Raw genomic sequence first — 20969 nt, 5'->3', positions numbered from 1 at the left:
TTTAAGTTACTTACAAGACGCCAATCCACCAGTGATTGAGAAACTGAGGATATTGCACTTCTCGTACCCACCGGTATAAATCGTTAAGGCCAAGTCGCTATTTTCCTATCGCGGCAGCGCTCGGCCGCGCCGGTGACTTATGGGGCTTCGGTACAAGTACGACCGCTCTCCTTTGCTCGCTCCTGGTCGGCATTACCTGACCTTGGAGCAATTGTACGGCTTATGTGTCGCTCGTTTCCCTGGAAATAGGGATCGCGAGCACAAGTTCCACAAAGTAGAAGAGATGGTGCAGCAATTTTTGATTGCCGAAATCCCATGTGAAATGTGGATTGATGGAAGCTTTCTTACTGAGAAACCTGATCCGGGCGATGTAGATATTGTTGTAAAAATCGGCTTTGATGTTTCAGAAGCACTAACATCCGAGCAGAGACAACTTGTTGACGCAGCAAATGACATTGTTTATATTGAGGGAATAGACAGTTTTGTCTTTGTGGCGTATCCTCGTGATCATGAATTTTTTGGGTCAGAGATCGACGACCGCGAGACTTGGGCAGAGCAATTTGGGCTTGAACACAGCGAAGTCTGGTTAAAGGGACTTGCTGTTTTGAGACTGAGGGAAACGAATGTCGGACTACGCATTCGTCGCTGATCGCGCTAGGCGCGCTTTCGCCTCCGTCGCAAGATTGGAGAGCGCTTTGGCGCGCGCTCCAGAGGACTCATCCATTCAGATCAACTTGGCAGCAAAACGCAAACTAGCCCGCCAAGCACAAGAGCAACTTTACGTTGTCGCCGAGCGCAACCAAATAGAAATTTGCAATTATCGCTTGCTTCCAGAGGCAACAGAGCGCTATGCGCTCCCTTACGTTTCTAAGTCGCTCCTCGAATACCAAAATCTTTTTAGCCAAATCTATGATTCCTTCAAAAATGGACTTAAAGCGAGAACTCGAATTGGCAAAGAAGCTTGGGATGAAAGTCTTCTTGAACTCGCATATTCCTATAGTGGCTCACTAGGAGTGGTGCTACTCGCCACCAGCGAGCGAGACTTCTTCGAAGGCAAGCTAGACAATTCAATAGATGCTCTATTCCAAATCTTGGAAATTGATAGCCGCTCTGCTGTTAGAGATGTTGCTCATACTCTAGGCAATGCCGTTGTGAAGCGACTCCATGACTGGTCGGCAGCAAATATAGAAGGTGGATTTGCTACTGACGTTAGATGGAATCGATCAGACGGAAAGCAGCTTGGCCAGATAATCAACCGCCGACAGATGGAAGTAATTGTTGATCTGATTGAGGCAACATCTGACGAACAAACCCGCGATATTGACGCGATTGGGCTCCTAGTTGGTGGAGACCTAAATAGCGGCTCATTCCACTTCGTTGTTCCTAATGGCAGTGACTATCGCGGGTACTTGGCAGACGATTTCTTTCCTGACGCTGAGCTAACATTGGGTAAGACATATATTGCTCGGATTAGAGAGACTAGCACCACAGTGTACGCAACAGAGAAAATTGACCAGAAATTCGAACTTCTCTTTCTTAAAGATTTGGGTTGATTTCTAGTCAGAACATAGTGCGAGGCCGCATAGGAAAAGCCCTCTTGAATGCCTACTCAAAGCACTCACCAGCCTCGTCCGCACCAACCTCCCGGGTTTCTCCTCTGAAGTAGTCGGCTTGAGCGAGATTGCGGCATTGTTCCCATTTTGTTCTTGACAATCCTCCTAACCTGGGCTATATCGTAACCCATCCCCGCCCTTCGAGGGGCGCGCTCGCGAGGCGTCGCAAGAGTGGGGCGGAGAGCGGTCCCGCCGCAGGCCTCGCACGCCTGTGATCGCGGGTGGCCGATCCTGGCTTGACCAGGTCCGCTGAAACAAACCGCGCGTGATGAGCAGTTCGGCTCTCACTTACCACCACATCATCGAGCCGGGCTGCCCAACGCGCCACCCTCGATTGCCTTCCCTCCCGGGGCCTTGACCGGCCCCGGGGCCGATGGCCCGTGCCCGGTTCGTCCGGGCACTCCTCCCCGATTGCTTCATTCCCTTTCCCGACTCAACCATTGCCCGAGAGACCCGCCATGATCGACGACGAAGACCTTCCCCTGTTCGACATGCCCGATTTCGACGATACCCTGATCCGCCTGTCCAACCTGCTCAGGGCGCACCGGCTCTGCCGCCGGCGCACCTGCCGCTGGCATGAGGGCTGCCAGGGCGGGTTCGGCCCGCCCTGCTACCTGCAGCAGCGCCACCTCTTCGCCGATGCGGTCCGCTGCGAGCTCGACGAGTACCGGGCCTATTGGTACGAGCAGCGCCGGCGGGCCAAGGCCCGGCCGGCCTCCACGTAGCTTCGACCGTCATGGAGCCCTGACAGGGATGTCGATCCCAACGGGGATAGCGATCCCAACGGGGATGGCGATCCCCACGGGGATGCCGCCCCTGGCCCTGGACGCCGACGGCCCGCCCCTCTCGGGACCGGCGACCCGTCCGGGCCGGGCCGCAGCCCTGCGGCGCCGGGCGCCCGGCCGGCGTCGCGCCTGTCGCGGGCCAAGAAAAAGGGCGGCTTGCGGCCGCCCTCTCACTCATCCATCTGCGAAGGCTGCCTCAGAACAGGAAGTCGTCCGCCGTGAGCGTGCCCTTGAAGCCCTGGAGCACGATGGTGCCGGTGCCGGTGTCCACCACGGTGGCGCCGCCCTTGATGGCGATCTTCAGCTGCTCGAAGGCGGTCACGTCCGTGTTGCGCAGGTCGAGGAGGTCGTCGGCCTGGCTGAAGTCGCGGATGCGGTCGCGGCCGAAATTCACGTCGAAGGCGAAGCTGTCCTGGCCCAGGCCGCCGCGCAGGAAGTCCGTGCCGGCGCCGCCGTTGACCACGTCGTTGCCGTCGCCCGCGAAGATCATGTCGAAGCCGGCGCCGCCGAGCACCGTGTCGTGGCCCGCGCCGCCCTGGAGGACGTCGGCCCCGGTGCCGCCGTCGATGCTGTCGTCGCCCGCTCCGGCGAAGACGATGTCGTGGCCCGCGCCCGCATCGACCGTGTCGTTGCCCGCATTGGCCCAGATCCGGTCGCGGCCGTTGCCGCCGGTCAGCCGGTCGTCGCCCGCGCCGCCCCAGAGCCGGTCGTGGCCGTCGCCGCCGTCGATGGTGTTGTTGCCGGCCCCGCCGTAAATGCGGTCGTTGCCGTTATAGCCCTTGATGAGATCCGTCCCCATGCCGCCGCGCAGCACGTCGGCCCCTCGGCCCCCGAAATATCTTGCCATTTCCAACCTTCAGTCTTCGATTTCAAACAGGCTGTTCAACAATGAAGCGGAGCATTGTCCGCCGCCCCTTCGATATCACGTTTCGGCAGGCTGGCGAGGGTTTTCGGCCCGCTGGGCCGTTTGGTCGCTGGATGGCAGGCGAATGGCCGGGGAGCGCCCGGCCATCGGGTTCGATCAGGCTCGTGTCGGGCTCAGAGCCGTCCCAGCAGCAGCAGGACGATGAGGATGACGAGGACGAGGCCGATGAGGCCGCTCGGCCCGTAGCCCCAGCCGCGGCTGTGCGGCCAGGCCGGGACGACGCCGATGAGCAGCAGGATCACGAGAATGAGCAGGATGGTGCCGATACCCATAAGGAGGTCTCCTTCGATTGCGGGCCTTCGGAACGGCCGCGCTTCATGGGTGAAGAAACTTGGCCGTTCGGGAAAAGGTTCCCGTCTCCATGAGCCCCGTTTTTGCCTGTGGATGAGCACCGAAGGGGTAGGTTCCCGGGCGGAACGTTCACAACGGCTTGACGTTACCTCCCTGGCGGTTGGGGGCGGCCTTCACGCGCCCCCTCGGGAGGCCGTCAATCCCCGATGGTTCAGGACAACCCGATGCAGAAGAAGAATCCGAACATCATGCGCAACGAAGACACAGAGAGCGTTCCTGGCCTTCACGGGTCATCCCCAGCGCTCAGCCGCTCGGTGCAGGCCCAGATCGGCCAGCGGCTGCGCCAGTTCTACGAGACCCTGGCGCTCGGCGAGCAGCCGGTGCCGGACCGGTTCATCGAGATCATCAATCGGCTGGACGAGCGCAAGCCGGAGAAGCAGCAGTCATGAGTATCGACACCAGTCTTCGCGACTCCATGCTCAAGGCGACGCCCAACCTGCGCGCCTTCGCCATCTCGCTCACGAACAACGTGGATCGCGCCGACGACCTTGTGCAGGAGACCCTGATGCGGGCGATCGCCAACATCGACCGCTTCCAGCCCGGCACCAACATGCAGGCCTGGCTCTTCACCATCCTGCGCAACCTGTTCCATTCCGAATACCGCAAGCGCCGCCGGGAGGTGGAGGATGCGGACGGCAAGTACGCGGCCGCCCTCTCGGTGCAGCCCGACCAGTTGCCCCATCTCGATTTCGAGGATCTGCAGAAGGCCCTGGCCTGCCTCCCCCACGACCAGCGCGAGGCGCTGCTGCTGGTGGGCGCCTCGGGCTTCTCCTACGAGCAGGCGGCGGAGATCTGCGGCTGCGCGGTCGGCACGATCAAGAGCCGCGTCAACCGGGCCCGCAACCGGCTCGCCGAGCTGATGCACCTCACCGACATGGAGGAGGATCTCGGCCCGGACCGCGTCACCCTCTCGGCGATGCACGCGGTCGCCTGACAACGGATCTCAAGCGGCCGTCAACGGCCTTCGAACGATTGGCGCTGCCTCGCGGGGCGCCAACCGATTTAGCGACGCCGGAACTGCTGGTTGCCGCGCTGCGGCGGGCGCGGACCGGAAGAGGCACCCGAGTCCTTGTGACGGAAGATGAGGCGGCCCTTCTCCAGATCGTAGGGCGACATCTCGACGGTCACGCGGTCGCCGGCGAGCGTCTTGATACGGTTCTTCTTCATCTTGCCGGCCGTATACGCGATGACCTCGTGCCCGTTGTCGAGCTGCACGCGGTAGCGCGCATCGGGCAGGATTTCGGTCACAAGTCCTTCAAAGGTGATCAGTTCTTCCTTTGCCATGCAAAGCCTTTCCTCATAACAAAAAAGCCGCCCCTGAACCGGAACGGCCAATATGCGAGAGGACGTGCGGGGCACGTCCTCCGGCATGAAACCTTAGGCGTTCTGCAGGTTCACTGCAGAAGCGCGGCCGGTGCGCTGGTCGGTCTGAAGCTCATAGGAGATCTTCTGGCCTTCCTGCAAGCCGCGCATGCCGGCACGCTCGAGCGCCGTGGCATGAACGAACACATCCTTGCCGCCGTTGTCGGGCTGGATGAAACCATAACCCTTGGTTTCATTGTACCACTTCACGGTTCCCTGTTCCATGGGGAATTCCTTTTCACTGTCGTTTGCACGTGGATGAGAGCTTAAGGCCAGTCACCCGTTAGTCGATAGATGGTAGAGCAAGGAACGTGCGCCCGGCAGTGCCAAAGCGGGAAGCCCAGTCGTCCGGCCAAATGTCGATGAGAACTACGTAGGGTACGGATGGGGCAAATGCAAGGCAAAGGCCCATGGCCCGTCCCCGGTCGCCGCTATCTGTGAACCGGCCGTCAGCGGCTGCCCCGGATGCCGGAAATCACCCCCTGGAGAGCCTCCTCGCCTTGCGGCGTGAAGCGGATCTCGCTGCCGTCGGCCTCGATGAGGCCGCGGCCCTTCAATTCCTCAACGGCAGGGTCGCTCGCCTTGTGGCCGACACCGTCCTTCTGCACCACGCTGCGCACCATCTGGCCGCTCGACAGTTGGTGATAGGCCGCGAAGGCGAAGACCGCCAGCGCCTCGTCGCTCAATCCGGACAGATCCGCCATCGTTGACCTCGATTGCCGTTGAAGGGTTCCACCCTCTCAATGCGATTGCACCGGGACCGTTCAAGCGGAGCGGCAAAAACAGGCCCCGCGACGCTCCTCCGGCCACTAGGAACAGAGCCCCGTGCCTCACGTTGTTTGCGCGAGGGCGGGCCCTCAAGGGCCCCGGACGACAGCAAGGAGGAGCGCTATCATGGCCAATGATCGCAACCGCTACGGAAACAGGGCTTCCGACTGGCAGGACCGCGAGGACGACGGATACATCGCCCGCCGCGGCTTCGGCAACCGCAGCGCCGGCTACGACCGGAACGCCGGTTCGGGCCGAAGCTCCAATTCGGATGAAGGGTATGGGCGCGGCCGCGAGCGCGACTTCGGAGACTCGGCCGGCTACGGCACCGGCGGATCGGCCCTCGACTGGCACGACGTGGTCGGCGACAACCGGGGATCCGGACATCCCCTGTTCGATACGGACCGCCGGCACGACCCGGACCGGTTCGGGCAGGACCGCTACGGGCGCGACCGCTCCGGCTCGGAGAGCTTCGGCCGCGGCTCTCGCGACTACCACGAGGACCGCGGCTTCATGGATCGGGCCGGCGACGAGGTGCGGTCCTGGTTCGGGGATGACGACGCGGAGCGCCGCCGCGACCGCGACATGCGCGAGGCCGGCCAGCATCGCGGCCGCGGGCCGAAGGGCTACCAGCGCTCCGACGCCCGCATCCTCGAGGACGTGAACGACCGCCTGACGGAGGATCCGCACGTCGACGCCTCCGAGATCGACGTGAGGGTGGAGAACCGGGAGGTCACCCTCACCGGCACGGCCAACAGCCGCTTTGAGAAGCGGCACGCAGAGGACATTGCCGAATCCGTCTCCGGCGTCACCCACGTGCAGAACAACCTTCGCATTCAGCAGGCGGCCGATGCAGGCATTGCCGGCACCATGATGTCCGGTGCCGGGGCGGCGGGAGCGGGCAGTGTCGGGAATCCGACCACGACCCCAAGTCGCCGCAGGACCGGCGGAACGTCGGGCAGCGGCGGCTGACACCTTCCGATCCGCCCTCCGCCCGCCGGTTTACCAGGATGCGCTTCCTCCCTTGGGGATGAGGCGCATCCGTCGTACCAAGGCCTTTGACTTTCCATGAGCGTGTCGGGACACCATATGGAAGGGACAAGGACGAGGACATCGATGGCAGGCATCTCCGTTACGCTCGAAGGCGACAACATCCAGCTGGCGTTCCAGAAGGGCGAACAATCCACGGCCGTGGTCATGGATCCCCAGGCCGCCCGCTCGCTCGTGAGGGCCGTGAGCCAGCTCCTCACCGCCATCGGCGAGAACGTCGGCGAGGAGGGCGAGGAGATGCCGGAGGAACTGGTGGATGTGACCTCCCAGACCATCGATGTCGGCATGGATGAGCACGGGATGGCCGTGGTGGCTCTTCAGGCGGGCTTGATGCCGCCTTTCCTGCTTCGTCTGAAGGACGACGAAGCGAGGCATATCGCCCAGAGCCTGCTCGAAATCCTCAACAGCCCCCGTGACGTGCGCGTCTCGCACGGGGATCATTAGGCTTAACCACAGCCGTTTTCTGTCGCCAGAAAAGGATTGATCTCGATACGGGCACCTGACATAGAGTTATTTTATAACTTTTCAGTGCCTTCGACGAGCTGAAGCAGTATCTCGAAGGCAGCCGGGGTATTGTCATGGCGAATTGGTCAGCAGGGTATGTCGTCGACGTCGAGTATACCCATGGTTTCTACCAGGAGCTGACGCCGAGCCTTCTCGGCTTTCTAACACTCCTGCAGGGCGTGCAGGCACCGGATCTTGGCTCTTCTGCACTCACCTATTGCGAGCTTGGGTGCGGCCAGGGCTTCTCGACCAATCTCCTGGCGGCCGCGAACCCGCACATCCAGTTCCACGCCACCGACTTCAATCCGGGCCACATCGTCGGCGCACAGAGCCTCGCACAGGCCGGGGGCTTGCAGAACGTCCACTTCTACGACGACAGTTTCGCCGACTTCCTGGACCGCAGCGACCTGCCGGATTTCGACTTCGTCTGCCTGCACGGGATCTACAGCTGGATCTCTCCCGAGAACCGGCGGACCATCGTCGAGTTCATCCGCCGGAAGCTCAAGCCCGGTGGCATCGTCTACATCTCCTACAATACCATGCCCGGCTGGGCCTCCATGATGCCGCTCCGGCGCCTGCTCTTGGAGCACATGGCCGCGAGGGGTTCGCAGCTCCCAGGCCCGGCGCGCGTCAAGAACTTCCTCGACGTTGCAGACAAGCTCGGCAAGCTCGACACGCGCTTTTTCGCCAACCATCCCAAGCTGTCGAAGCGGATCGAGAAGCTTAAGGATCAAAATTCAAACTACATTGCGCATGAATACCTCAACCAGGATCTGGAGCCCTTCTACTTCTCGGATCTCGCGCGAGAGCTGGTCGAGGCGAAGCTGACCTGGGTCGGGCCCGCGAACGCGCTCGAGAACCTCGACGAGGTCAACCTGACGAAGGAGCAGCGGGAGTTCCTCGCCGGGATCGACGACATCGCCCTGCGCCAGACCACGCGCGACCATATCGTCGACCAGCAGTTCCGCCGCGACATCTTCATCAAGGGGGCGGCCCGTCTCTCCGCCCATCAGATTCGCGAGCAATGGCTTGAGACAGGCTTTGTCCTGACCGCAAAAGGCAGCAGGATCCCGCGCGAGCTGCGTGGCCTTCGCCACGGCGTCAAACTGCACAGCGGCATATACGATCCTCTGATCGCCGTGCTCGAGAAGGGTCCCCGCACCCTGCGCGAGATCATGGCCGAGCCGGTTCTGGCACAGGCGGGCTTCAGCCGTTTGATCCAGGCCCTCACGATCCTCGTCGCCTTGGGGTCCTGTCAGCCCTGCTTGCCGACACGGGGACTTGACGAGCGGAAGCTCCGGACGGAGCGCTTCAATCGGGTTGTCGCGGACCTGTCGCGCTTCGAGCGCAAGTTCGGATCCTTCGCCTCTCCGGTTACGGGCGGCGGCATCGCGGCCGACCGCATCAGCCAGCTGATGTGGCTGTCCCTGGAGGAGCGCGAGACCGAAATGGCCCATTTTGTCGGGAGCGTCCTGTCGGCAGCCGGTCACCGTCTCTTGAAGGACGGCAAGCCCTTGAACGATGCGGACCAGGAAACGGAGCTCCGGCAGCGCATCGCTGATTTCGAACAGAACACCCTCGGCGTGTGGGAGAATCTCGGCCTTTGCGCGCCATCGCCGCAGGAAGCCGCCGAGCAGCGGCGGCTGCGCGCCTGAGCCGTATATCCACTCCGGCCTCAAGCTGAGCGGCTGCGGAACTTCATGAATGCCATTCTGTTGTCGAACGCGGGTCATTCTTGGCCGCGCTTCGGACAGGGCCCATGGCAGTTCACGATCCAGATCTCACCTCCGGCGCATATCCGTCCGTTCCGGTCATGAACGCCAAGGCGGAGCCGACGCTCAAGTATCCGGAGTCGGAAGCCTTCTACGCGGAGGCTCTTCGGGAGCTGAACTCCCTCGGGCTACCCTTCCTGCTCGCGGGCACCTATGCACTCTCGGCCTATACGGGCATCACGCGCCCGACCAAGGATCTCGACATCTTCTGCAAGGCCGGCGACTACACCCGTGTGCTATCGCATTTCAAGAGCATCGGCTATTCCATCGAGATCGAGGACGACCGCTGGCTCGGCAAAGTGTTCAAGGGTCAGTATTTCTTCGACGTGATCTTCGCCTCGTCGAACGGCACGATGCCGATCGGCGACCCCTGGTTCGAGCACGCGCGCCAGATCGACGTCTTCGGCATTCCCGTGCGCATCGTCGGGCCGACGGAACTCGTCTGGTCCAAGTGCTTCATCCAGCTGCGCCACCGCTATGACGGGGCCGACGTGGCGCACACGATCCTGAAGGCGCACGACCAGATCGACTGGCATCGCCTGCTCGCCTACATGGAAGTCCATTGGGAGGTGCTGCTCATGCACCTGCTCAACTTCCGCTGGATCTACCCATCCGAGCGCGACAAGGTTCCACACTGGGTGATGAACGAGCTTCTCGACAGGCTCACCAAGCAGCTCGATCTTCCTCCGCCGCAGATGAAGGTCTGCCGCGGACGGATGTTCTCGCGTGTCGACTACGAAATCGACGTAAAGCAATGGGGCTTCGGCGACGTGGGCGGCGAAGGTGAATGGCGGAATGAGTGACGAACCACAACAGTTGATGAAGATCGCTGCCATGGGCGACCTTCATATCCGTGAAGACAATGCCGAGTCCTATCGCGAACTCTTCGGAGAAATCTCGCGCGAGGCGGATGTGCTGGTGCTCGCCGGAGACCTGACGGATCTCGGCAAGCCGAAGGAAGCGGAGCTTCTCGCGCAGGACCTGAAAGCCTGCTCGATACCCGTCGTCGGCGTTCTCGGCAACCACGACTACGAATGCGGCGCACAGGAAGAGGTCGCCCAGATCCTGCGCGATGCCGGCATGAAGCTGCTGGACGGGCAGTCCGTCGAGATCGACGGCGTCGGCTTTGTCGGCGTGAAGGGATTTGCCGGCGGCTTCGGGCGGCGCATGCTGGGATATTTCGGCGAGCCCGCCATGAAGCAATTCGTCACCGAGACCATGAACGAAACGCTGCGGCTGGAGAACGCCATGCGCCATGTGCGCGCCAAACGCTCCATGGTCATTCTTCATTATGCGCCTGTCACCGATACGATCGAAAGCGAACCGTTGGAGATCTATCCGTTCCTGGGCTCATCGCGCCTGGCGGAAACCATCGACCGCTTCAAGGTCAACGCCATCGTGCACGGGCACGCGCATCGCGGCCGTTTCGAGGGCCGCACGCCCGGCGGGCAGCCGGTCTACAACGTGGCCAAGCACATCGAGAAGCCGACCGGCAAGCCTTACGCCATTCTGGAAATCTGAGCGGGCTCATTCGCAGCCCGCTCGACGCCTCATCATCTTAAGCTCAATAGCGCGTGCCGGGGTCGGTCGGGTTGCCTGGCAGGTAATCGGGCTCGGAGCCTGGACCTTTCGGATCGGTGATCCCCGGATCGTTCACGGGATAGGGCGTGCGCGGCCCGGTCGGCCCGATATCCGGCTGCTCGTCGGGCACCGGCACTGGCGGCGGCACCTCGCTTGGAATGTTGCCGCCCGGCAGCGGCTCGTTCGTCGGTGCTCCCGGATTGACCATCGTTTCATCCTCTGTTTGCGACATCCCTGATTGGGTCAACAGGCGCACGCGGACACGGTTCCGACCGGCGCTCGCGCCGCGGAACCCCGCCATCGTTCATCCGTTCCCAAGCAGTCCCAAAACAATGGAGAAGCATCATGCCTGACATCAAACAGGCCAGGATCCTCATCATGGCCACCGACGGGTTCGAGCAGTCGGAGCTCATGGTGCCGCAGGAGAAGCTGTCGGATGCCGGCGCAACGGTCGAGGTCGCGGCTCCGAAGTCGCGCATGAAGTCCGGCAAGATCTATGGCTGGGACGAAAACGACTGGGGCAAGACGGTGTCCGTCGACAAGGACATCGAGGACGTGAACCCGGCCGATTACGATGCACTCGTGCTGCCCGGCGGGCAGATCAACCCCGACAAGCTGCGCGTGGAGCCAAAGGCGATCGAGATCATCCGCGCCTTCTACTCATCGGGCAAGACTATAGCTGCGATCTGCCATGCACCCTGGCTGCTGATTGAGGCCGGGATCATCAAAGGCAGGAAATGCACGTCCTACCACTCGATCAAGACCGACGTGGTCAATGCCGGAGGCCAGTGGCGCGATGAGACGGTCGTGACCGATCACGGCCTCATCACCAGCCGCAATCCCGGCGATCTCGATGCCTTCGTGAGCAAGATCATCGAAGAGGTTCGCGAAGGCTCGCACGCCGGCAGGCGCCAGGCCGCAGAGTAGCATGCAAGCAAAAAAGCGGCCGGTGAGAACCGGCCGCTTTCGTATTCGTCTGGAGAGCGGCTTTAAACCTGCTGGATCGCCGAGACCTTCCAGGGACCACCCTGGTCGCGACGGAAGGTCCAGAGCTCGGTGGCCTCTTCGACCTTGTTCGGATCGCCTTCCACCACGCGGCCGCTGGCGCGGTCCACCATGACGTCGGTGATGCCGAAGCGCATGGCGACGGTCGCGTAGTCGGTCGCCCCCTCGCGCCAGGCCTCCGACAGGTCGCCCTGGTTGAGGCGCACATTGGAGAGCTTGTTCACGACGCCGCGTGCGGCGTTGTCGTTCAGTTCCTCCTGGATGTAGCCGGCCATCTCCGGGGTCGCGAGCGTCCAGAGCTTGGCGACGTCCTCACGGGAATAGGCATCCTGCATCTCGACGAGACCCTTCTCGAACTCGGCGTAGTCGCGCTCGCCGATGCCGATCTCGTCACGCACGCCGGGACGGCGCTGTGCTGCCTGGGGCTGAGCCCCTCTGGATATGCCGCCGAGCGCTCCGCCTAAGCCCCCTGCAAGGCCGCCCATGCCACTGCCGAGACCGCCGCCCATGGGGCGTCCGCCGGCCGGAGGGACGCTGCCGCCCATGGAGCGGGCATAGCCCTGATCCTGGCCCGGACCCGCATAGGCAGGCTGCTGACGCCTGCGGAACCACTTCATGGCGAAGGAAACCACCAGGACGATCAGGCCGATCTGGAGCAGGAGCCCAAAGATCGAGGCGAGACCGGCAAGGCCGCCGAAGAAGCCGTTGCCCATGAGCATGCCGAGCAGGCCTGCGCCGAACAGGCCGGCCATGAGGCCCGTGCCGAAGCCGAAGCGGCGCGGCTGCGCCACGTTGGGCGCCGGAGTGCCCGGACGGGTCACGTTGGGGCCCTGGTTGGGAACCTGTGAGCGCTGGATCGGGGCTGCGGCGTCAGGCGCCGTTCGCGTGGCCGGCGGCGGGGTGTAGGTGCGCGCACCGCGCGAGCCGAAGCTGCCCCCTCCCCGCCCGACGCGGGCCTCGGCCGCACTTCCGGCGAAGACCAGAGCGGCCGCCAGGGCCATCATGACCCGGCTACGGCGAGAAGCTAAATTCATCATTGTCTTGGTTTTCCATCCCTTCGGAGCATATCGCTCTCGAGAGATAATGTGGTGATGCCCAAGGGGTTGCGGAAGGGTCGGCCGTCCGATTTTGAGCGAGGCTTCGGAAGCCTCCTCCCACCCGCCATCACCGTCTTTGCGCCGGTGAGCCTGCCCGAAAAGAATTAGCCTCGCAGAAACGCCATGGCTGAGACGGGCCCGGCCATGGCGTGTGGTCATTCGAAGAGCCTCAATGCCCCTGCTTCTGCTTCAGCTGGTCGATCCGCTTCGAGGCTTCCGCCTTGTCGAGATCGGGGTCGAAGGCCTTCGGCTCGTGGGCCTGCTCGGACAGGGTCTTGAGATAGGATGCCTGAGCACCGGTCATCGGTTCGTCCCCCGAAACCCACTCGTCCGGATCCTTGATCTGGTTGTCGGAAGGATCAGGATCGGTCTTCGGATTACCTGCCTCTGCGGGACCCTTATGGTTAACGGAACCACCGGATTTCACTTTGCTGTGCGAAGACATGCGGGACTCCTATTGTTCTATATTTGTTCTGATAGGAGAACAGCCTTTCAGGCCATTGGTTCCTCAGAGAAAGGCGGATTACTCCCCCGGACTCATCCCCGTTATCCACAGATACGGCCCTCGACTCCCGGCCACGCCCATGTTCTTGATTTGTTCATGCAATGCAGGATGGGCGGATGGCGATGCGCAAACCGACGGGTCTGGAGCGGCTCTACGTCGACTTCGATTCCTTCTTCGCCAGCGCCGAGCAGCACCTGCAGCCTGCCCTGCGCGGCAGGCCTGTGGGCGTCATTCCGGTCGATTCGGAGCATACGGGGCTCATCGCGGTCAGCCGGGAGGCGAAGGCCCTGGGGCTCAGGCGCGGCACCTTCGTGCGCGATGCCCGCCGGCAATGCCCCGGGCTGGTCCTCGTGACGGCGCGGCACGAGGCCTATGTGAAGCTCCACCGCCAGATCCTGGACGCCATCGAGACGGTGCTTCCCGTCAAGGCGGTCTGCTCCATCGACGAGATGCTGTGTGCTCTCGTGCCGTCGGAATGGCCGCGAGCCCTCGAGGTCGGGCAGCGCGTGAAGGATGCCATCGCGACCCGGATCGGCCCGACCCTCACCTGCTCGGTGGGCCTGGGGCCTAACGACCTTTTGGCCAAGATCGCTGCCGAGATGAAGAAGCCCGACGGCCTCGTGGCCCTCCATCCCGACGACCTGCCCGGTCCCCTGCTCTCCCTCGGGCTCACGGACATCCCCGGCATCGCCCGAGGCAATGCGGCGCGTCTGGCCCGCGCCGGGATCGGCGACATGGCCGCGCTCTGGCGGCTCCAGCCCAAGCAGCTGCGCCGCCTGTGGGGCAGCGTCGAGGGGGAGCGGATGTGGATGGGGCTGCACGGCTACACCGTCGAGCGGCCGGAGACCCGGCGCCGCATGTTCGGCCATGGCCGGGTTCTCCCCGCCGACTGGCGCTCCCTGAACGGCGCCTACGCGGCCGCCCGCGTGCTGCTGGCCAAGGCCTCCGCCCGGATGCGGCGGGAAGGTTTCGCCGCCAAGGCCCTGGCCCTGTGGCTCACCGACAAGAACAGCGCCGGCTGGTACGGGGAGGAGCATTTCCAGCCGGCCTGGGACGACCCGTCCCTGCTGGCATCCTTGAGCCGCCTCTTCCTCCATGCCGAGCGGGAGGAGATGCATCGCAGCCGCAGCGTCCACGTGGCGCTGCACGATCTCGTGCCGCTGCAGGACATCGAGGAGGATCTGTTCGATCACATGCCCGAGGTGCAGCTCAAGCGCCGCATGGAGTACCTGTCCGTCATCGCCGACCGGTTCAATGTCAGCCACCGCAAGACCCTGCTTCACTGGGGCCCCTGGGTGACGATTCCCGGGGGCTATGCCGGCGCGAAGATCGCCTTCAACCGCATCCCCGATGACGAGGATTTCTAGGCGGCATGAGAGATGTTGAGCATAGGAGCTGCCTTGGCCACTATGGCGGCTCAGTTGTTCCCTGGAGGCTCCTCAATGGCCAAGCGTGCAATCATTCCACCCGGGTTTCAGGCCGCCGTCGAGCACCTGAAGATGTCTCCAGCCATTGTTTCCGGAAACCACGTTTTCCTGACCGGCGTCACGGGGAGCGATATGCACGGACAGATGCCGGACGATCAGGAAACGCAGATCAGAAATGCCTTCGAGAAGATCGGCTCCGTGCTGCGCGCGGGCGGTCTGACGTTTGACGCGATCATCGAGATGACGACCTATCATGTGGGCCTGCGGGACCATTTCGACTTCTTCAATGCGATCCGCCTCGAATACCTGAACGAGCCTTACCCGGCCTGGACGGCGGTTGAGGTCGCCGGTCTCAGGCGTGAGGGGGCCATCGTCGAGATCCGCGTCATCGCCCATATGGAGCCACTCTGAAAAGGCCTAAAAACGTAAATGCCCGGCGCGAGGCCGGGCATGAACGTGATAGCCGAGTGAGAGGAGCTGCCTCAGGCCGCCTTGCTCTTGGGCTGCACTTCGGCCGTGTAGTCGTCCATCAGCACCTTGGTCATGTTGCCGGGCTGGTACGTGTGCGGGCCGATCTCGGACACGGGCGTCACTTCGGCCGCCGTGCCGGTGATGAAGCACTCGTTGAAGCTCGGGAGCTCGTCCGGCATGATCCGGCGCTCGGCCACCTCGAAGCCGCGGCGCTTGGCGAGGTCGATCACCGTGCGGCGGGTGATGCCGTCGAGGAAGCAGTCGGCGATCGGCGTGTGAACGATGCCGTCGCGGATGAAGAACACGTTGGCGCCCGTGCATTCGGCCACGCGGCCCTGCCAGTCGAGCATCAGCGCGTCGGCATAGCCCTTCCGCTCCGCCCTGTGCTTGGAGATCGTGCAGATCATGTAGAGGCCCGCCGCCTTGGCGGCCGACGGAGCCGTCGCCGGATCGGGACGGCGGTACTCCGCCATGTCGATGCGGATGCCCTTCATCTTCTGGGCCGGGTCGAAATAGCTCGGCCATTCCCAGGCCGCGATGGCGAGATGGATCTTGTTGGCCTGCGCGGCCACGCCCATCATCTCCGAGCCGCGCCAGGCGACGGGGCGCAGGTAGGCATCCTTCATGCCGCTCTTTTCCAGCACGAGGCGCTTGGCCGCGTCGATCTCGGCCACCGTGTAGGGGATCTCGAAATCGAGGATCTCGGCCGATTTCTTCAGGCGCTCCGAATGCTCGGTCGACTTGAAGATCTCGCCGCCATAGGCGCGCTCGCCTTCGAACACGGACGACCCATAATGGAGGCCGTGGGAGAGAACGTGGAGCTGGGCATCCTTCCAGGGTACGAGCTGCCCGTCGTACCAGATCCATCCATCACGTTGATCGAAGGGGGACGCGGACATCGTGTATCTCCTTGCAGGCCAGCCTTTGCGGCAACCGGGGCCGGGTAATTTCCGGTGCGCCTCCGCACGATTTGGGTTTCATTCGTTTCGCGGAAGCGGCTTGACGAGTAACAATCGTCCTGAGATATGTCAACAAGGCTGACATATCATTTGGGATAAGGACGTTGCCTGACGCCATTCCGGCTTTGAAGTCTCACCAACCCGGCAAGGACATCCTCGCCGAGACTCCGGCCTATGACCTGATCGAACTGTTCTTCTTCGCCTATCGCGACTTCGTCAGCGATCCGGACCGGATCCTGGACGAGTACGGCTTCGGGCGCGCCCATCACCGGGTCCTGCACTTCGTCGGCCGCAATCCCGGCCTGACCATCGCGGAGCTTCTCGACATCCTGCGCATCACCAAGCAGAGTCTCAACCGGGTCCTGAAGGAGCTGATCGACAAGGATTTCATCGAAAGCCGGATGGGCACCGCCGACCGGCGCCAGCGGCTGCTCTTCGCCACCGAGCAGGGCCGGGAGCTGGCCCTGAAGCTTGCCAAGCTGCAGACCCGCCGCATCATGCGTGCCTTGTCCGACATGGAGCCGGAGGCCAAGGACCTGGTGAGCCGCTATCTTCTGCGCCTGATCGATCCGGACAGCAGCGCCCATGTGAAGCACCTCGTATTCGGGTCTGAGGAAACCTGATAAAGCAGGGTCCGTGACAGTAAAGTGTTAGACCCGATGGATGCACGCATCGACATTCCCGACCATGCCCCGCACGTCCTCGTGGTGGACGACGACCGCCGCCTGCGCGACCTGCTGACCCGGTTTCTCAGCGAGAACGGCTATAGGGTGACGGCCGCAGCCAGCGCCGCCGAGGCTCGGGCCAAAGCGGAGAACTTCGTCTTCGACGCCCTCGTCCTCGACGTGATGATGCCGGGCGAGACCGGGTTCGAGTATGCCCGCTCCTTGCGGGAGCATTCGCAGGTGCCGATCCTCATGCTCACCGCCCGCTCCGACACCTCGGACCGGGTGACGGGCCTCGAGATCGGCGCGGACGACTACCTGTCGAAACCCTTCGAGCCGCGCGAGCTGCTCCTGCGTCTGGGCAACATCCTCAAGCGCGCCGTGCCCGTGCCGGGCGCTTCCAACGGGGACGCTCCGGACGTGATCCATTTCGGCCCCTTCTCCTACCGCTTCGACCGGGGCGAATTGCGCAAAGGCGATGAGGTGGTGCGCATCACCGAGCGCGAGCGCGAGATCCTGACCATTCTCGGCAGCCATGCGGGCGACAACGTGCCCCGCGAGGCGCTCGCCGGCAACGGCCTCGCCGCCAACGAGCGTACGGTGGACGTCCAGATCAACAGGCTGCGCCGCAAGATCGAGACCGATCCGGCCAACCCGATCTTCCTCCAGACCGTGCGCGGCATCGGCTACCGGCTCGTGATCGACCGATGAAGATCGGCGCGACCCTGAAGTATTCGCCCCTCGACCATGCCGCGCGCTGGTTCGGGCGTTTCCTGCCGAAGGGTCTCTATGCGCGCGCGCTCATCATCATCATCGCGCCGGTCATCCTGCTGCAATCGGTCGTGGCTTACGTGTTCATGGAGCGCCACTACGAACTCGTGACCCGCCGCCTCTCCTCGGCCGTGACCGCCGACATCGCGGCGCTCATCGACATCTACGAGAGCTATCCGCAGGACAGGAACACCAGCACTCTCTCGCGCATCGCCTCCGAGCGCCTGCAGCTCGACGTGGACATCCTGCGCAACACCGATCTGCCGCCGCCCGGCCCGAAGCCCTTCTTCGACATCCTCGACGAGACCCTGTCCAACGAGTTGCGCCGCCAGGTGGACCGCCCCTACTGGATCGATACGGTCGGGCGCTCGAGCTATGTGGAAGTGCGCATCAAGCTCGATCAGAACGACGTGATGCGCGTTCTGGCGCGGCGCAGCCAGGCCTATGCCTCCAACTCGCACATCTTCCTCGTGTGGATGGGTGGTTCCTCCTTCGTGCTGCTCGGCATCGCCATCCTGTTCCTGCGCAATCAGATCAGGCCGATCCTCAGGCTCGCGGAAGCGGCCGAGGCTCTCGGCAAGGGGCGTGAGATCGACTTCCGCCCGCGCGGCGCACGCGAGGTGCGCCAAGCCGGTCACACGTTCCTCGAAATGAAACGGCGCATCGAGCGCAACATGGAACAGCGCACGACGATGCTGAACGGCGTGAGCCATGATCTGCGGACCATTCTGACGCGCTTCAAGCTCTCGCTCGTGTTCCTCGAACAAACAGCCGAGGTCGAGGACCTCAAGCGCGACGTGGACGAGATGAGCCGCATGCTGGAAGGCTATCTCGCCTTCGCCCGCGGCGAAGGCGGCGATGCGGGCGAGCAGGCCGTTGCGACGGATCTGCGGCAACTGCTCGAAGAGGTGCAGTCCGATGCTGAGCGCCAAGGCCACGTGACGGAACTCGACATCGTCGGAGACCCGATGATCACCGTGCGTCCCGATGCGTTCCGCCGCCTTCTCTTCAACCTCGTGTCCAACGCGGCGCGGCACGGGGACAGGATCGAGATCACGGCCAATCACGAAACGCGTTGGCTGGTGCTGCACGTGGATGACGACGGGCCGGGCATTCCGCAGGACATGCGCGAGGAGGTGTTCAAGCCGTTCGTTCGCCTGGATGAGGCACGCAACCAGGACGAAGGCGGTTCAGGCCTCGGCCTTGCCATCGCCCGCGACGTCGCGCGCTCCCACGGCGGCGACATCGTGCTCGGCGAAAGCCCTCTCGGGGGCTTGAGGGCAACGGTCAGGTTGCCGGCCTGATCAGTAGAGCCTTCCCCCCACGGGCACGTCGCGATCCGGCCTGATCAGCATGACGTCGCCATTGGCATCGGGCACGCCGAGCGTCAGCACCTCCGAGATGAACGGCCCGATCTGGCGCGGCGGGAAGTTCACCACCGCCAGCACAAACGTTCCCACAAGCTCCTCCGGTGTGTGATTGACCGTGATCTGAGCCGACGAGCGCTTCGTGCCGATCTCCGGCCCGAAATCGATGGTCAGCTTGAAGGCGGGCTTGCGCGCTTGCGGAAACGGATCCACGGCAAGAATGCGGCCGACACGAATGTCGACCTTCAGGAAATCGTCGAACGTGATTTGCGGTGAGATCGAACGCGCCTGATCCATGGTGCCCCTCGGTCTTCGTCAGATCGCCGCGGCCGGGTTCTCCGCATCGCCGTTGTCATCCGCCGAACGCCGCCGTTCGGAGCGGGACGAGCGACGCCCCTGCATGAAGGCGCGGCCGACGGCACGCAACGGTGCACTCAGGCGGCGCAGATCCTCGGCGCCTTCCAGGATGCGCTCGCCCCGTCGCAATTCGCGGTCGAGACGCGCCATGGTCCTGGCCTGCGCCGGATCCTCGTCCTCGAGCCACGTGCGCATGGTGTTGGCATAAACCAGCACCGCACCCTGCAGCTTCAGCGTGCCCAGCGGCCCTTCCGTGTTGATGCCGGCTGCCGCCAGCATGAAGCGCTGAGAGTTGAGCGCCACCTGATTGAGCGCGGCGAGCGAAACCGGATCGTATTGCAGATCCTGCGAGATCCGGCGCAGAGCCTCCTTGTAGGGCTGCATCGCATCGAACCGGCGCATGAGCACGTCGAAGATGCGTTCGCGCGCGGGCTCGCCGGCGAGATCGTCCGTCGTTCCTTCCAGCACCTGCTTGTCGATCATCCGGGAGAGACCGCCGAGCACCGCGCCCTTCGAGGGAAACAAATCGCGGAACTCCGCGAGCGAGAAGTTGGCGGCCCTCGCGATGTCGGCGATTTCGATCTCGTGCCAGGAGCGCCGGGCAGCGAGATCCATAAGGGCTTCGACGATTGCCTTGCGCTTGTCCATCGGAGCTGTGGAAGCCTGTGCCGTCACGATCAACCTCCTGAAAATATGCCGTTCAGGCTAATCTAGGGATGCACTGCACCAATCCCAAGCCTCACCCGGCGAGTTCCTCCGCGCGCCGCTTGGCAGCGGCCACAGCCTCGCGCATGAGCGCCTTCATCCCGTCGGGGTCTCGCATGAGCACCTCGAGCGCCGCCGCCGTGGTGCCGCCCGGCGAGGTCACGTTCTGGCGAAGCGTCGCAGGCGGCAGATCGCTCTGGAACAGGAGCTCGCCCGCCCCGGTCACCGTGGCGCGTGCGAGGCGCTCGGCAAGTTCCTTTGGAAGTCCGGCCGCGGCGCCGGCCTCGGCAAGACACTCCACGAGGTGGAATACATAGGCAGGGCCCGATCCCGACACGGCCGTGACCGCGTCGATCAGATCCTCGGTCGGCAGCCACTCGACGATGCCGTTGCTGGCGAGAAGCGCATCGGCCATGAGGCGCTGCCCTTCGCTCACCTGGTCGTTGACGGCGGCTCCCGTGGCGCCACGGCCGATGCTGGCGGGAAGGTTGGGCATGGCGCGCACGATGGCACCGGAGGCCGGAAGCCTGGCGCGCAGGTCACCGACGGTCTTGCCGGCGAGGATCGAGACGATGAGGGTGTGGGGCCCGAGGCAGGCATTCACCAGAGAGGCCGCGTCGTCCAACATCTGCGGCTTGATCGCCAGCACCAGCACGTCGGGGGCGGCAGACTCTGTAGGGTTGAGGGCGATTCCCCGTTTCTCACAGAGCCGGGTCATCTCGTCGGAGGGACGCGGGTCGAGAACCGTGACGCCCTCAGGCTTCATTCCGACCTTCAGCCAGCCTTCCAGCATGGAACCGCCCATCTTGCCGGCTCCGACGAGGATGAGCGACGACGGGAGATGAGAGGCGTTCGACGACATGGGACGACCTAGCGGAATGGACGCGGGAGGCCGCACTCTATTCAAGTCCGCCCGGCCCTGTCGAGGC

Annotated in this window: 28 protein-coding genes; 16 read left to right on the top strand and 12 right to left on the bottom strand. The window is 63.4% G+C overall.

Annotated features, from left to right (window positions below; translation table 11 throughout):
* The first annotated feature begins 139 nt into the window (after nt 1–139).
* From JAO75_RS05080 to JAO75_RS05070, 3 genes are all read left to right on the top strand, one after another.
* Nucleotides 140–649 carry a DUF6932 family protein gene (locus JAO75_RS05080; protein ID WP_199047208.1) on the top strand — a complete coding sequence of 170 codons (510 nt, stop codon included), beginning with the start codon at nt 140–142 and terminating at the stop codon, nt 647–649.
* Entirely contained in the window at nt 624–1553 is a 930-nt protein-coding gene (locus tag JAO75_RS05075) for a hypothetical protein (protein ID WP_199047206.1), read from the top strand. Before JAO75_RS05080 ends, JAO75_RS05075 begins: the two co-directional genes overlap by 26 nt.
* A 518-nt stretch (nt 1554–2071) precedes the next feature.
* Entirely contained in the window at nt 2072–2338 is a 267-nt protein-coding gene (locus JAO75_RS05070; RefSeq protein WP_199047204.1) for a hypothetical protein, read from the top strand.
* A 256-nt stretch (nt 2339–2594) separates the two neighbouring features.
* Here JAO75_RS05070 and JAO75_RS05065 read toward each other — a convergent pair whose 3' ends face one another.
* Nucleotides 2595–3245, bottom strand: coding sequence for a calcium-binding protein (locus JAO75_RS05065; protein ID WP_199047202.1), 651 nt, complete (start codon nt 3243–3245; stop codon nt 2595–2597).
* 191 nt (nt 3246–3436) lie between these two features.
* On the bottom strand, nt 3437–3595 hold the full coding sequence (locus JAO75_RS05060) for a DUF3309 family protein (protein WP_199047200.1): 159 nt from the start codon (nt 3593–3595) through the stop codon (nt 3437–3439).
* 243 nt (nt 3596–3838) lie between these two features.
* On the opposite strand from JAO75_RS05060, the gene JAO75_RS05055 reads away from it, so the two are divergent.
* Both JAO75_RS05055 and JAO75_RS05050 read left to right on the top strand, forming a co-directional pair.
* Entirely contained in the window at nt 3839–4063 is a 225-nt protein-coding gene (locus JAO75_RS05055) for a NepR family anti-sigma factor (RefSeq protein ID WP_199047199.1), read from the top strand.
* Complete coding sequence (locus JAO75_RS05050) at nt 4060–4608, top strand: sigma-70 family RNA polymerase sigma factor (protein WP_199047198.1); 549 nt, start codon at nt 4060–4062, stop codon at nt 4606–4608. The genes JAO75_RS05055 and JAO75_RS05050 overlap by 4 nt, the downstream gene beginning before the upstream one ends.
* Before the next feature lie 68 nt (nt 4609–4676).
* Here JAO75_RS05050 and infA read toward each other — a convergent pair whose 3' ends face one another.
* The 3 genes from infA to JAO75_RS05035 all read right to left on the bottom strand — a co-directional run bounded on the left by infA (nt 4677) and on the right by JAO75_RS05035 (nt 5740).
* A complete protein-coding gene (infA, locus tag JAO75_RS05045; RefSeq protein ID WP_009494617.1) occupies nt 4677–4958 on the bottom strand; it encodes a translation initiation factor IF-1 in 282 nt (93 codons plus the stop codon).
* A gap of 93 nt (nt 4959–5051) precedes the next feature.
* Nucleotides 5052–5261 carry a cold-shock protein gene (locus JAO75_RS05040; RefSeq protein WP_190842609.1) on the bottom strand — a complete coding sequence of 70 codons (210 nt, stop codon included), beginning with the start codon at nt 5259–5261 and terminating at the stop codon, nt 5052–5054.
* A gap of 224 nt (nt 5262–5485) precedes the next feature.
* A complete protein-coding gene (locus JAO75_RS05035; protein WP_199047197.1) occupies nt 5486–5740 on the bottom strand; it encodes a hypothetical protein in 255 nt (84 codons plus the stop codon).
* 190 nt (nt 5741–5930) lie between these two features.
* On the opposite strand from JAO75_RS05035, the gene JAO75_RS05030 reads away from it, so the two are divergent.
* The 5 genes from JAO75_RS05030 (at nt 5931) to JAO75_RS05010 (ending at nt 10651) form a co-directional block, all read left to right on the top strand.
* The gene (locus JAO75_RS05030) at nt 5931–6776 is read left to right on the top strand and encodes a BON domain-containing protein (protein ID WP_199047196.1); all 846 of its coding nucleotides are present in this window, start codon (nt 5931–5933) and stop codon (nt 6774–6776) included.
* A 144-nt stretch (nt 6777–6920) separates the two neighbouring features.
* A complete protein-coding gene (locus JAO75_RS05025; RefSeq protein ID WP_199047195.1) occupies nt 6921–7298 on the top strand; it encodes a hypothetical protein in 378 nt (125 codons plus the stop codon).
* Nucleotides 7299–7432: 134 nt separating this feature from the next.
* Complete coding sequence (locus JAO75_RS05020; RefSeq protein WP_199047194.1) at nt 7433–9013, top strand: class I SAM-dependent methyltransferase; 1581 nt, start codon at nt 7433–7435, stop codon at nt 9011–9013.
* 104 nt (nt 9014–9117) lie between these two features.
* The gene (locus JAO75_RS05015; RefSeq protein ID WP_246742367.1) at nt 9118–9933 is read left to right on the top strand and encodes a nucleotidyltransferase family protein; all 816 of its coding nucleotides are present in this window, start codon (nt 9118–9120) and stop codon (nt 9931–9933) included.
* Entirely contained in the window at nt 9926–10651 is a 726-nt protein-coding gene (locus JAO75_RS05010; RefSeq protein WP_199047192.1) for a metallophosphoesterase family protein, read from the top strand. Before JAO75_RS05015 ends, JAO75_RS05010 begins: the two co-directional genes overlap by 8 nt.
* Nucleotides 10652–10694: 43 nt before the next feature.
* Here JAO75_RS05010 and JAO75_RS05005 read toward each other — a convergent pair whose 3' ends face one another.
* Nucleotides 10695–10919 carry a hypothetical protein gene (locus JAO75_RS05005; RefSeq protein ID WP_199047190.1) on the bottom strand — a complete coding sequence of 75 codons (225 nt, stop codon included), beginning with the start codon at nt 10917–10919 and terminating at the stop codon, nt 10695–10697.
* 137 nt (nt 10920–11056) lie between these two features.
* Between JAO75_RS05005 and JAO75_RS05000 the strand changes: the two genes are divergently transcribed.
* On the top strand, nt 11057–11638 hold the full coding sequence (locus JAO75_RS05000; protein WP_199047189.1) for a type 1 glutamine amidotransferase domain-containing protein: 582 nt from the start codon (nt 11057–11059) through the stop codon (nt 11636–11638).
* A gap of 62 nt (nt 11639–11700) precedes the next feature.
* Here JAO75_RS05000 and JAO75_RS04995 read toward each other — a convergent pair whose 3' ends face one another.
* Together JAO75_RS04995 and JAO75_RS04990 are read right to left on the bottom strand one after the other, a co-directional pair.
* The gene (locus JAO75_RS04995) at nt 11701–12753 is read right to left on the bottom strand and encodes a Tim44 domain-containing protein (protein WP_199047188.1); all 1053 of its coding nucleotides are present in this window, start codon (nt 12751–12753) and stop codon (nt 11701–11703) included.
* Nucleotides 12754–12982: 229 nt separating this feature from the next.
* Complete coding sequence (locus tag JAO75_RS04990; protein WP_199047187.1) at nt 12983–13258, bottom strand: DUF3072 domain-containing protein; 276 nt, start codon at nt 13256–13258, stop codon at nt 12983–12985.
* Between the two features lie 176 nt (nt 13259–13434).
* On the opposite strand from JAO75_RS04990, the gene JAO75_RS04985 reads away from it, so the two are divergent.
* On the top strand, nt 13435–14685 hold the full coding sequence (locus JAO75_RS04985; RefSeq protein ID WP_199047186.1) for a Y-family DNA polymerase: 1251 nt from the start codon (nt 13435–13437) through the stop codon (nt 14683–14685).
* Between the two features lie 75 nt (nt 14686–14760).
* Nucleotides 14761–15156: a RidA family protein gene (locus JAO75_RS04980; protein ID WP_199047185.1), complete on the top strand. Its 396-nt coding sequence runs from the start codon at nt 14761–14763 to the stop codon at nt 15154–15156.
* 71 nt (nt 15157–15227) lie between these two features.
* Here JAO75_RS04980 and JAO75_RS04975 read toward each other — a convergent pair whose 3' ends face one another.
* Nucleotides 15228–16115 carry a branched-chain amino acid aminotransferase gene (locus tag JAO75_RS04975; protein ID WP_199047184.1) on the bottom strand — a complete coding sequence of 296 codons (888 nt, stop codon included), beginning with the start codon at nt 16113–16115 and terminating at the stop codon, nt 15228–15230.
* A gap of 164 nt (nt 16116–16279) precedes the next feature.
* On the opposite strand from JAO75_RS04975, the gene JAO75_RS04970 reads away from it, so the two are divergent.
* The 3 genes from JAO75_RS04970 to JAO75_RS04960 are packed head-to-tail and all read left to right on the top strand — an operon-like array spanning nt 16280 to nt 18915.
* Nucleotides 16280–16798, top strand: coding sequence for a MarR family winged helix-turn-helix transcriptional regulator (locus JAO75_RS04970; protein WP_210340167.1), 519 nt, complete (start codon nt 16280–16282; stop codon nt 16796–16798).
* Nucleotides 16799–16834: 36 nt separating this feature from the next.
* Entirely contained in the window at nt 16835–17551 is a 717-nt protein-coding gene (locus JAO75_RS04965) for a response regulator (protein WP_199047183.1), read from the top strand.
* On the top strand, nt 17548–18915 hold the full coding sequence (locus JAO75_RS04960) for an ATP-binding protein (protein ID WP_199047181.1): 1368 nt from the start codon (nt 17548–17550) through the stop codon (nt 18913–18915). The genes JAO75_RS04965 and JAO75_RS04960 overlap by 4 nt, the downstream gene beginning before the upstream one ends.
* Here the strand turns inward: JAO75_RS04960 and JAO75_RS04955 are convergent, their stop codons facing one another.
* The 3 genes from JAO75_RS04955 to proC all read right to left on the bottom strand — a co-directional run bounded on the left by JAO75_RS04955 (nt 18916) and on the right by proC (nt 20902).
* Nucleotides 18916–19275 (bottom strand): tRNA-binding protein, encoded by a 360-nt coding sequence (locus tag JAO75_RS04955; protein WP_199047179.1) that lies wholly within the window; start codon nt 19273–19275, stop codon nt 18916–18918. It lies immediately after the preceding gene.
* Nucleotides 19276–19293: 18 nt separating this feature from the next.
* Nucleotides 19294–19983: a TetR/AcrR family transcriptional regulator gene (locus tag JAO75_RS04950; RefSeq protein WP_199047377.1), complete on the bottom strand. Its 690-nt coding sequence runs from the start codon at nt 19981–19983 to the stop codon at nt 19294–19296.
* Between the two features lie 91 nt (nt 19984–20074).
* Nucleotides 20075–20902 carry a pyrroline-5-carboxylate reductase gene (gene proC / locus JAO75_RS04945; protein ID WP_199047177.1) on the bottom strand — a complete coding sequence of 276 codons (828 nt, stop codon included), beginning with the start codon at nt 20900–20902 and terminating at the stop codon, nt 20075–20077.
* Nucleotides 20903–20969 lie beyond the last annotated feature (67 nt).

This window comes from Microvirga splendida (assembly GCF_016427565.1).
GTDB classification, from domain to species: Bacteria; Pseudomonadota; Alphaproteobacteria; order Rhizobiales; family Beijerinckiaceae; genus Microvirga; species Microvirga splendida.
This window is presented reverse-complemented; position numbering and strand designations above follow the sequence as displayed.

Bases quoted from the DNA above. Each gene is read 5' to 3' on its own strand.
- JAO75_RS05080 (WP_199047208.1), top strand. From the start codon at position 140: ATGGGGCTTCGGTACAAGTACGACCGCTCTCCTTTGCTCGCTCCTGGT.
- JAO75_RS05075 (WP_199047206.1), top strand. From the start codon at position 624: ATGTCGGACTACGCATTCGTCGCTGATCGCGCTAGGCGCGCTTTCGCC.
- JAO75_RS05070 (WP_199047204.1), top strand. From the start codon at position 2,072: ATGATCGACGACGAAGACCTTCCCCTGTTCGACATGCCCGATTTCGAC.
- JAO75_RS05065 (WP_199047202.1), bottom strand. From the start codon at position 3,245: ATGGCAAGATATTTCGGGGGCCGAGGGGCCGACGTGCTGCGCGGCGGC.
- JAO75_RS05060 (WP_199047200.1), bottom strand. From the start codon at position 3,595: ATGGGTATCGGCACCATCCTGCTCATTCTCGTGATCCTGCTGCTCATC.
- JAO75_RS05055 (WP_199047199.1), top strand. From the start codon at position 3,839: ATGCAGAAGAAGAATCCGAACATCATGCGCAACGAAGACACAGAGAGC.
- JAO75_RS05050 (WP_199047198.1), top strand. From the start codon at position 4,060: ATGAGTATCGACACCAGTCTTCGCGACTCCATGCTCAAGGCGACGCCC.
- infA (WP_009494617.1), bottom strand. From the start codon at position 4,958: ATGGCAAAGGAAGAACTGATCACCTTTGAAGGACTTGTGACCGAAATC.
- JAO75_RS05040 (WP_190842609.1), bottom strand. From the start codon at position 5,261: ATGGAACAGGGAACCGTGAAGTGGTACAATGAAACCAAGGGTTATGGT.
- JAO75_RS05035 (WP_199047197.1), bottom strand. From the start codon at position 5,740: ATGGCGGATCTGTCCGGATTGAGCGACGAGGCGCTGGCGGTCTTCGCC.
- JAO75_RS05030 (WP_199047196.1), top strand. From the start codon at position 5,931: ATGGCCAATGATCGCAACCGCTACGGAAACAGGGCTTCCGACTGGCAG.
- JAO75_RS05025 (WP_199047195.1), top strand. From the start codon at position 6,921: ATGGCAGGCATCTCCGTTACGCTCGAAGGCGACAACATCCAGCTGGCG.
- JAO75_RS05020 (WP_199047194.1), top strand. From the start codon at position 7,433: ATGGCGAATTGGTCAGCAGGGTATGTCGTCGACGTCGAGTATACCCAT.
- JAO75_RS05015 (WP_246742367.1), top strand. From the start codon at position 9,118: ATGGCAGTTCACGATCCAGATCTCACCTCCGGCGCATATCCGTCCGTT.
- JAO75_RS05010 (WP_199047192.1), top strand. From the start codon at position 9,926: ATGAGTGACGAACCACAACAGTTGATGAAGATCGCTGCCATGGGCGAC.
- JAO75_RS05005 (WP_199047190.1), bottom strand. From the start codon at position 10,919: ATGGTCAATCCGGGAGCACCGACGAACGAGCCGCTGCCGGGCGGCAAC.
- JAO75_RS05000 (WP_199047189.1), top strand. From the start codon at position 11,057: ATGCCTGACATCAAACAGGCCAGGATCCTCATCATGGCCACCGACGGG.
- JAO75_RS04995 (WP_199047188.1), bottom strand. From the start codon at position 12,753: ATGATGAATTTAGCTTCTCGCCGTAGCCGGGTCATGATGGCCCTGGCG.
- JAO75_RS04990 (WP_199047187.1), bottom strand. From the start codon at position 13,258: ATGTCTTCGCACAGCAAAGTGAAATCCGGTGGTTCCGTTAACCATAAG.
- JAO75_RS04985 (WP_199047186.1), top strand. From the start codon at position 13,435: ATGGCGATGCGCAAACCGACGGGTCTGGAGCGGCTCTACGTCGACTTC.
- JAO75_RS04980 (WP_199047185.1), top strand. From the start codon at position 14,761: ATGGCCAAGCGTGCAATCATTCCACCCGGGTTTCAGGCCGCCGTCGAG.
- JAO75_RS04975 (WP_199047184.1), bottom strand. From the start codon at position 16,115: ATGTCCGCGTCCCCCTTCGATCAACGTGATGGATGGATCTGGTACGAC.
- JAO75_RS04965 (WP_199047183.1), top strand. From the start codon at position 16,835: ATGGATGCACGCATCGACATTCCCGACCATGCCCCGCACGTCCTCGTG.
- JAO75_RS04960 (WP_199047181.1), top strand. From the start codon at position 17,548: ATGAAGATCGGCGCGACCCTGAAGTATTCGCCCCTCGACCATGCCGCG.
- JAO75_RS04955 (WP_199047179.1), bottom strand. From the start codon at position 19,275: ATGGATCAGGCGCGTTCGATCTCACCGCAAATCACGTTCGACGATTTC.
- JAO75_RS04950 (WP_199047377.1), bottom strand. From the start codon at position 19,983: ATGGACAAGCGCAAGGCAATCGTCGAAGCCCTTATGGATCTCGCTGCC.
- proC (WP_199047177.1), bottom strand. From the start codon at position 20,902: ATGTCGTCGAACGCCTCTCATCTCCCGTCGTCGCTCATCCTCGTCGGA.